This window comes from Micrococcus sp. ACRRV, from assembly GCF_022346985.1.
GTDB classification, from domain to species: Bacteria; Actinomycetota; Actinomycetes; order Actinomycetales; family Micrococcaceae; genus Micrococcus; species Micrococcus porci.
This window is the reverse complement of sequence record NZ_JAKRNH010000122.1, coordinates 1-6,685: the sequence shown is the minus strand read 5'-3', so window position 1 is coordinate 6,685 and position 6,685 is coordinate 1. Positions and strand designations below refer to the sequence as shown.

Here is a 6,685-nt window from a genome sequence, read left to right as displayed (position 1 = left end):
CGCGCTCACAGCCCCCCCCCCCCCACTCGGCCGCATCCGATCATCTGAGGGCGTCGATGCGCCCGTGAGCGCCGGACCCGGACGAGTCGGCGGACGTCCTAGGGGAACAACGCGCGGGAGCCGGACATGCAGAAGACCCCCAGGACCGGAGTCCTGGGGGTCTTTCTCGTTGCGGGGGCAGGATTTGAACCTGCGGCCTCCGGGTTATGAGCCCGGCGAGCTACCGAACTGCTCCACCCCGCGGCGACAGATAGAACTATACACACATCGTCGCGGAGAGTTCAAATCGGGGTCAGCCGGCGGCCACCCGCCGTCCACGCGCCCGTCGTGGGCCGCGCGGACGGCGGGGCGGCTCAGCCCTCGGGCGCCGGGTCTGCGGACTCCTGGGCGCCCTTGGCGGCGTCGTCGGCGGCGGTGGCGCGCTTGAGCGCCTCGTTCAGGCGGGTCTGCTGCTCGCCGTAGCCCGCCCAGTCGCCCTGAGCCAGACGCTCCTGGCCCTCGGCCAGCGCGTCCTGGGCCTCCGCAAGCGCAGAGCTGAGCTCCTCCTCCGCGGTGCCCCGCGGCTCCTGGGCCGGTTCCCCGGCGTCGGGCGTGGTGGCGCCCGAGTCGCCGCCGAACACCTGGTTCAGCGCCTCGTCCAGGGTGTCGGCGAACCCGACCTTGTCCCCGAAGGACACGAGCACCTTGCGCAGCGTCGGGTAGGTGGTCCCGCCGGAGGAGCGGACGTACACCGGCTGGACGTAGAGGATGCCCCCGGCCACGGGCAGGGTGATCATGTTGCCGTTGAGCACCTCCGAGGCTCCCTGCCGCAGCAGGTTCAGTTCCTGGGAGACCTGCGCGTTGGAGTCGAAGTTCGCCTGCGCCTGCCCGGGGCCGGGCACCGTGGTGGACCGGGGCAGCTCGAGGAGTCGCAGCGTGCCGTAGCCCGGCGCCCGCTCGCCGTCCCTGCCCGTGCCGGCGTCGCCGTCGGCGGAGAGGAAGCCGTAGAGCACGTTGCGCTGCTGGCCGTTGTCGGTGATCTGCGGGATGTAGGTGCTCGTCAACGAGAACGCGGTCTCCTCCTGGCCGGGCAGCCGCAGGGACATGTAGTACGGCGGCTGCTTGACGTCCTTGTCGGTGGTCGGGTCGGACGGCACGGACCAGGCGTCGTTGTTCTCGTAGAAGTCGCCCGGATTGGTCACGTGGTAGCGGCCCAGCAGCTCGCGCTGCACCTTGAACATGTCCTCGGGGTAGCGCACGTGGTCCAACAGGGCCGCGGACATCTCCGAGTACGGCTTCAGGCTGGCCGGGTACACGCCCTGCCAGGACTTCAGCAACGGGTCCTCGGCGTCCCACGCGTAGAGCTCCACGGAGCCGTCGTAGGCGTCCACGGTGGCCTTCACGGAGTTGCGGATGTAGTTCACCCGGCCCTGCAGCGCGGCGGCCTGGCCCTCGCTGAGGGAGTCCTGCGTGGCCTCGCCCAGCTGCTGGGCGGTCGAGTACGGGAACTGGTCCGACGTCGTGTAGGCGTCCACGATCCACTTCACGCGCCCGCCCACGATCGCCGGGTAGGGGGCGGTGTCCACCGTGAGGTAGGGGGCCACCTTGGCCACGCGGTCCACGGGGTCGCGGTCGTAGAGGATCTGCGAGGCCTCGTTCACGTCGGAGGACAGCACGAGCTCCGGGGACCCGAACTTCACCGCGTAGGCGAGCCGGTTGAACAGCCCGCCCACGGAGGGGCCGCCGTCGCCCTGGAAGGTGTAGGCCGTGTCGTCCGTGGAGTCGGCGGTCTGGGGGCGGTCGCGCTCGACGGCGGGCGCACCCTCCGGGGCGCCGACCACCGAGTACGCCGGGGAGTTCAGGCCGAAGTAGATGCGAGGCTCGTAGGTCGAGTCGTCGCCCAGGACGCCGCGCGAGGGGATCTCGGAGAGCATCCACTGCGGCCTGCCGCCCGCACCCACCGCGGAGGCGTCCGCGGCGACCACGCCGTAGCCGTGCGTGTAGATGGTGTGCCGGTTCACCCAGGACTGCTCCGGGTCCACGTTCACGTCGCGCGCGGCGAGGATGGTGTCCCGGGTCTGTCCGTCGACCTCGTAGCGGTCCACGTGCAGGGTGCCGGGGAACGCGTAGTACGGGCGGAACTGCTGCAGCTGCCCGAAGGTCTGCGAGATGAGGTTGGGGTCCATCAGGCGCACGTTCGCCGTGTTGGCCTCCTCCCCCTTCAGGTCCCCGGCCTGCGCGTCAGTGGTGCCCTCGTAGTTCGCCACCTGGACCTGGTCCAGGCCGTAGGCCTCGCGGGTCATCTCGATGTTGCGGGCGATGTACGGGGACTCGAGGGTCCGCTCGGACGGCTTCACCTGGTACTGCTGCACGACGTACGGGTAGGCCGTCCCCACCACGAGCGCCGTGATGACGAGCACCGCCGCCCCCACCAGCGGCAGGCGGAAGCGGCCCGTGAAGGCCGCCCACACGAACAGGGCGGCCACGAGCGCCGCCGTCACCGCCAGGATCGCGGACGTGGGGATCGCGGCGTTGACGTCCGTGTACATGGCGCCGGCCCAGTTCCCCGCCTGGGACTGGAGGGTGCGGTAGCGATTGAGCCAGAACGTGGCCGCCTGCAGCAGCAGGAACAGGCCGGCGAGCACGCCCAGGTGCACGCGGGCCGGGACGGAGACGTGCACCCGGCCGTCGTCGCCGACGCCGAGGGCCCCGTAGAGGTAGTGCACGGCGAGGCCCGCGAGGCCGGCGACCAGCACCACCGAGATCAGGTAGCCGACCGCCATCGTCAGGAACGGCAGCGTGGCCAGGTAGAACATCAGGTCCAGCCCGAACTCCGGATCGGCCTTGCCGTAGGGCACCTGGTGGAGGAACAGTTGGACGGTCTTCCAGCCGTTCATCGCGGCCGAGCCGGCGAACAGGCCCAGGACCGCCGGCAGGGCCGCCCAGACGAGCCGGCGCATCGGCTCGAGCTGACGCCGGGCCCGGCTGAGGGAGTCCCGGCCGTCCGCGCCCGCCGTGCCGGGCCGGTGCCGCCAGGCGGTGCGCAGGGACAGCCACACGGCCAGGGCCATCACCGCGCCGGCGACGACGAACAGGGCCGCCTTGGTGAGGACCTCGGTCCAGAACACCTCGGAGAAGCCGAGCTGGTCGAACCAGAGCACCTCCGTGTACACCTGCGTGAACAGCATGTAGAGGGCCACGAGCGCGGCCACCGCGATCACGGTCAGCAGCAGCGCGCTCGGCCGGCCCCCGCCCGCGGGAACCCGGCGCGCCGCGTGCGCGCCGCCGTCGCCGTCGTGATGGGGCGGGCCGCCGAAGGGGCCCGCGCCTTCCTGTCCGAAGCTCACAGTCTCTCCTTCGTCTCCCCCGGTCCGGGGGCGGTCTGCGGAGCCGTGCGGTCCCCGCGTGGTGTCGCGCCCGTCGGTGCGGTCGCGGTGGTCTGGTCGGTCAGGGGGCGGGTGCGGGGCGGCGTCACGAGCACGTGGGCACGTCGTCGGGGCGCTCGCCGCGGCCCACGGCCTCGACGACGGCGCGGGCCGTGGCCAGCGTGTCCACGGCGTAGACGGTCATCCCGGCGGGGACGCGGCCGGCGAGGTCCGCGCAGTTCTCCCGTGGCGCGAGGAACACGTCGGCCCCGTCCCGGGCGGCGCCCTGCACCTTCTGCGGGATGCCCCCGATGGGGCCGACGACGCCGTCCGCCGTGATGGTGCCGGTGCCGGCGATCCGCGCGCCGCCGGTCATGTCCCCCGGGGTCAGCCGCTCGATCACCGCGAGGGCGAACATCATCCCGGCGGACGGACCGCCGATGTCCTCGAGCGCGAACTCGACCTGCACGGGCAGGTCGAAGCGCTGCTCGAGCAGGACCCCGAGCTGCCACGAGCGGCCGGTGGCCGGGTCCGCGGCGGTCACGGGCACGCTCACCTGCCGCTCGGTGCCGTCGCGGCGGAGGGTCAGGGCGAGGTCCCCGGGGCCGGCGGCGTCGACGGCGGCGCGGATCCCCGCCATGTCCGTCACGGACCTCCCTGCGGCGGCGAGGATCACGTCGCCCTCGCGGAGGATCCCCTCGGCCGGGGCGCCGGGGACCGTCGCATGGACGGCCAGGTGCGCGGGGACGTCGCGGCCCAGGGCCCGCAGGGCGGCCGCCGTGGCGACGTCCTGGGAGTCCGTCATGGCCGCGGCGTTGGACTGGGCGACCGTGTCCGCGCTGACGCCGGAGGGGTGCACGAGCTCGCGCGGCTGGACGTCCACGGTGCCGTCCGCGAGGGCGGTGACGAGGTCGCCGAGGCCCGTGGTCCCGCCGGGCGGGCCGGAGACGAGCACGGTGGTCATGTCCAGGCGCCCCTCGCCGGGGTCGGCGGTGCCGCCCTCCACCGTGAGCACGGGGGTGCCGTCCTGCTCGCCCAGGACGTCGATGGCCGGGCCGGGTCCCTCCAGGATGTACGGCACGGGAAGCACGAACGCCAGGGCGGCCGAGCCGAGGGCGAGCCGCCCGGAGACGGGCGTCCGGCCGGGGCGACGGCGCGAGCCGCCGCGGGGCCTGGGAGGGGCTGCTCGCACGCGACACCGGCTTTCCTGCGGGGGTGGTCGGATCGGTCCACGCGCCCGGGCGGTGGCCGGCGGGCGCGGGTCGGTCCAGTCTACCCGGGCGCGCCGAGGGCGGCGCGGCGGAGGGGCCGTGGGCCCCGGCGGCGGGTGCGCCCAGGGCGAAAGGCGGACGCGCCCGGGGGCCGACCCGCGCACGGGCGGCGGGCGCGCCGATAGCCTGGGGCGCATGACTGACTCCCCGCGCACCCCCGGATCCGGCTCCGGCGACGACGACGCCCGCGACCCCCTCGAGGAGATGCTCCGGCAGATGTTCGGCGGGCAGGGCCCCGACCCCGAGCAGATCCGCCAGGCGATGCAGGGGATGGGCGGACCGGGCGGCATGGGCTTCGACCCGTCCGCACTGGACCCCACGATGCTGCAGCAGGCCATGGCGCAGTTCCAGGCCATGATGAACCCCGGCCCTGGCGCCGACGGCCCCGTGAACTGGACGCTGGCCAGGCAGTCCGCGCGCCAGGCCGTGGCGGGCGAGGACCCCGTGGTGGGCACCTTCGCCCGTCGCGAGGTGGACGAGGCTCTGCGCCTGGCCGAGCTGTGGCTCGACGGCGTCACGGACACCGAGTCCACGGGCGCCGTGGGCGCGGCCTGGTCCCGGGCCGAGTGGGTGGAGGCCACCGCCGACCGCTGGCGCCGCGTCACGGAGCCGGTGGCGGTGTCCCTGTCCCGCGCCATGTCCGCGGCGATCGAGCAGCAGCTGCCCGGCCAGCTCCCCGAGGGGATGGACGCCGGCGTGCTCGGCGGCCTCCAGCCCATGCTGAAGAACCTCGGCGGGACCATGTTCGGCCTGCAGCTGGGCGGCGCCGTGGGCACGCTCGGCAAGGAGGTGCTCTCCGGCACGGACATGGGCCTGCCGATCGCCGGGCACACCCCCGTGCTGATCCCCGTGAACATCGAGGAGTTCGGGGACGGGCTGTCCGTGCCGGACGACCAGCTGCGCCTCTACCTGGCCCTGCGCGAGATGGCCCGCCTGCGCCTGTTCCTGCACTCCCCGTGGCTGGAGCGCGACCTGTTCGCCGCGATCGAGCAGTACGCCGCCGGCATCCGCCTGGACACCGCGGGCATCGAGCGCGCCGCCGAGTCCGTGGACCCCATGGACCCCGAGTCCATGCAGGCCGTGTTCAACGGGTCCTCGTTCATCGCCGAGCCCGACGCCACGCAGCGGGCCGCCCTGGACCAGCTCGAGCTGCTCATCGCCCTCGTGGAGGGCTGGGTGGACGTGGTGGTCGCCGCCGCGGCGGCCCCGCTGGAGTCCGCCCCCGCGCTGCGCGAGACCATGAACCGCCGCCGCGCCTCCGGCGGCCCCGCCGAGGAGGCGTTCGCCGCCCTCGTCGGGCTCGAGCTGCGCCCCCGCCGCCTGCGCGAGGCGGCCGTCTTCTGGGAGGCGGTCACCGCCGAGCACGGGGTGCAGTACCGCGAGCAGATCTGGTCCTCCCCCGAGCGCCAGCCCACCTCCGAGGACCTCGACGACCCGGCCGGCTACGCCCGCCGCCGCTCCGAGGCGGAGGCCTCCACCGACGCCCTCGACGACGAGCTGCGCACGCTCCTCGACGGCGGCTTCGGCGACGCCCCCCACGAGGGCTGAGCCCGCCCGCTCACCCCTCCACGACGTCGTCGTCCCCGCCCGGCCATCCGCGGGCGTGGTCGGCGACGTCGGCGTCCGCCGGGGACGCCCCCGGCAGTCCGCGCGACGTGGCGTAGGTGACGCCGGCCAGGAACGCCATGGCCTCCGCGTAGCGCGGCAGGCGGCCCACGAGCGCCTGGAAGCGGGGCCCGTGCCCGCGCTCGCTCAGGTGGGCCAGCTCGTGCACGAGGACCGCGTCCACCACCCAGTCCGGCATGCCCCGCAGCTGGGCCGAGAGACGGATCGTGCCGCGGGCGGGCGTGCAGGAGCCCCACCGCTGGCGCTGCCGACTGGACCACGTGACCGACGCCGGCCGGGGTGCACGTCCGCCGGGGGCGGCGCCGTCGAGGTGCGCGGAGGCCAGGGCGTCCGCGCGCGCCAGCAGGTCCGCGTCCCCCCTCGGGTCCGCGTCCCCCATCGGGTCCGGGGCCGAGCCGAGTCCGGTCGACGGGGCCGAGGCGGACGGGGCGGGGTGCGCGGCGG

At 74.5% G+C, this 6,685-nt stretch carries 4 protein-coding genes and 1 tRNA gene; 1 reads left to right on the top strand and 4 read right to left on the bottom strand.

The genetic code is table 11. From position 1 onward, the window contains the following. Window positions 1-169: 169 nt before the first annotated feature. The 3 genes from MHY29_RS10655 to MHY29_RS12535 form a co-directional block, all read right to left on the bottom strand. Window positions 170-243: transfer RNA gene (locus tag MHY29_RS10655), tRNA-Met, on the bottom strand. Window positions 244-353: 110 nt separating this feature from the next. Beyond that, entirely contained in the window at window positions 354-3,326 is a 2,973-nt protein-coding gene (locus MHY29_RS10650; RefSeq protein ID WP_239241107.1) for a UPF0182 family protein, read from the bottom strand. Window positions 3,327-3,450: 124 nt separating this feature from the next. Then, window positions 3,451-4,536 (bottom strand): S16 family serine protease, encoded by a 1,086-nt coding sequence (locus MHY29_RS12535; RefSeq protein WP_239241105.1) that lies wholly within the window; start codon window positions 4,534-4,536, stop codon window positions 3,451-3,453. A 214-nt stretch (window positions 4,537-4,750) separates the two neighbouring features. Between MHY29_RS12535 and MHY29_RS10640 the strand changes: the two genes are divergently transcribed. Further along, complete coding sequence (locus tag MHY29_RS10640; protein WP_239241103.1) at window positions 4,751-6,163, top strand: zinc-dependent metalloprotease; 1,413 nt, start codon at window positions 4,751-4,753, stop codon at window positions 6,161-6,163. Window positions 6,164-6,173: 10 nt separating this feature from the next. On the opposite strand, the gene MHY29_RS10635 is transcribed toward MHY29_RS10640, so the two are convergent. Then, window positions 6,174-6,685 (bottom strand): M48 family metallopeptidase (locus MHY29_RS10635; RefSeq protein ID WP_239241101.1); only part of this gene is annotated, 512 nt, incomplete at its 5' end.

Excerpts from the sequence above, each read along its gene's own strand:
- MHY29_RS10640 (WP_239241103.1), top strand. The coding sequence starts at position 4,751 with ATGACTGACTCCCCGCGCACCCCCGGATCCGGCTCCGGCGACGACGAC.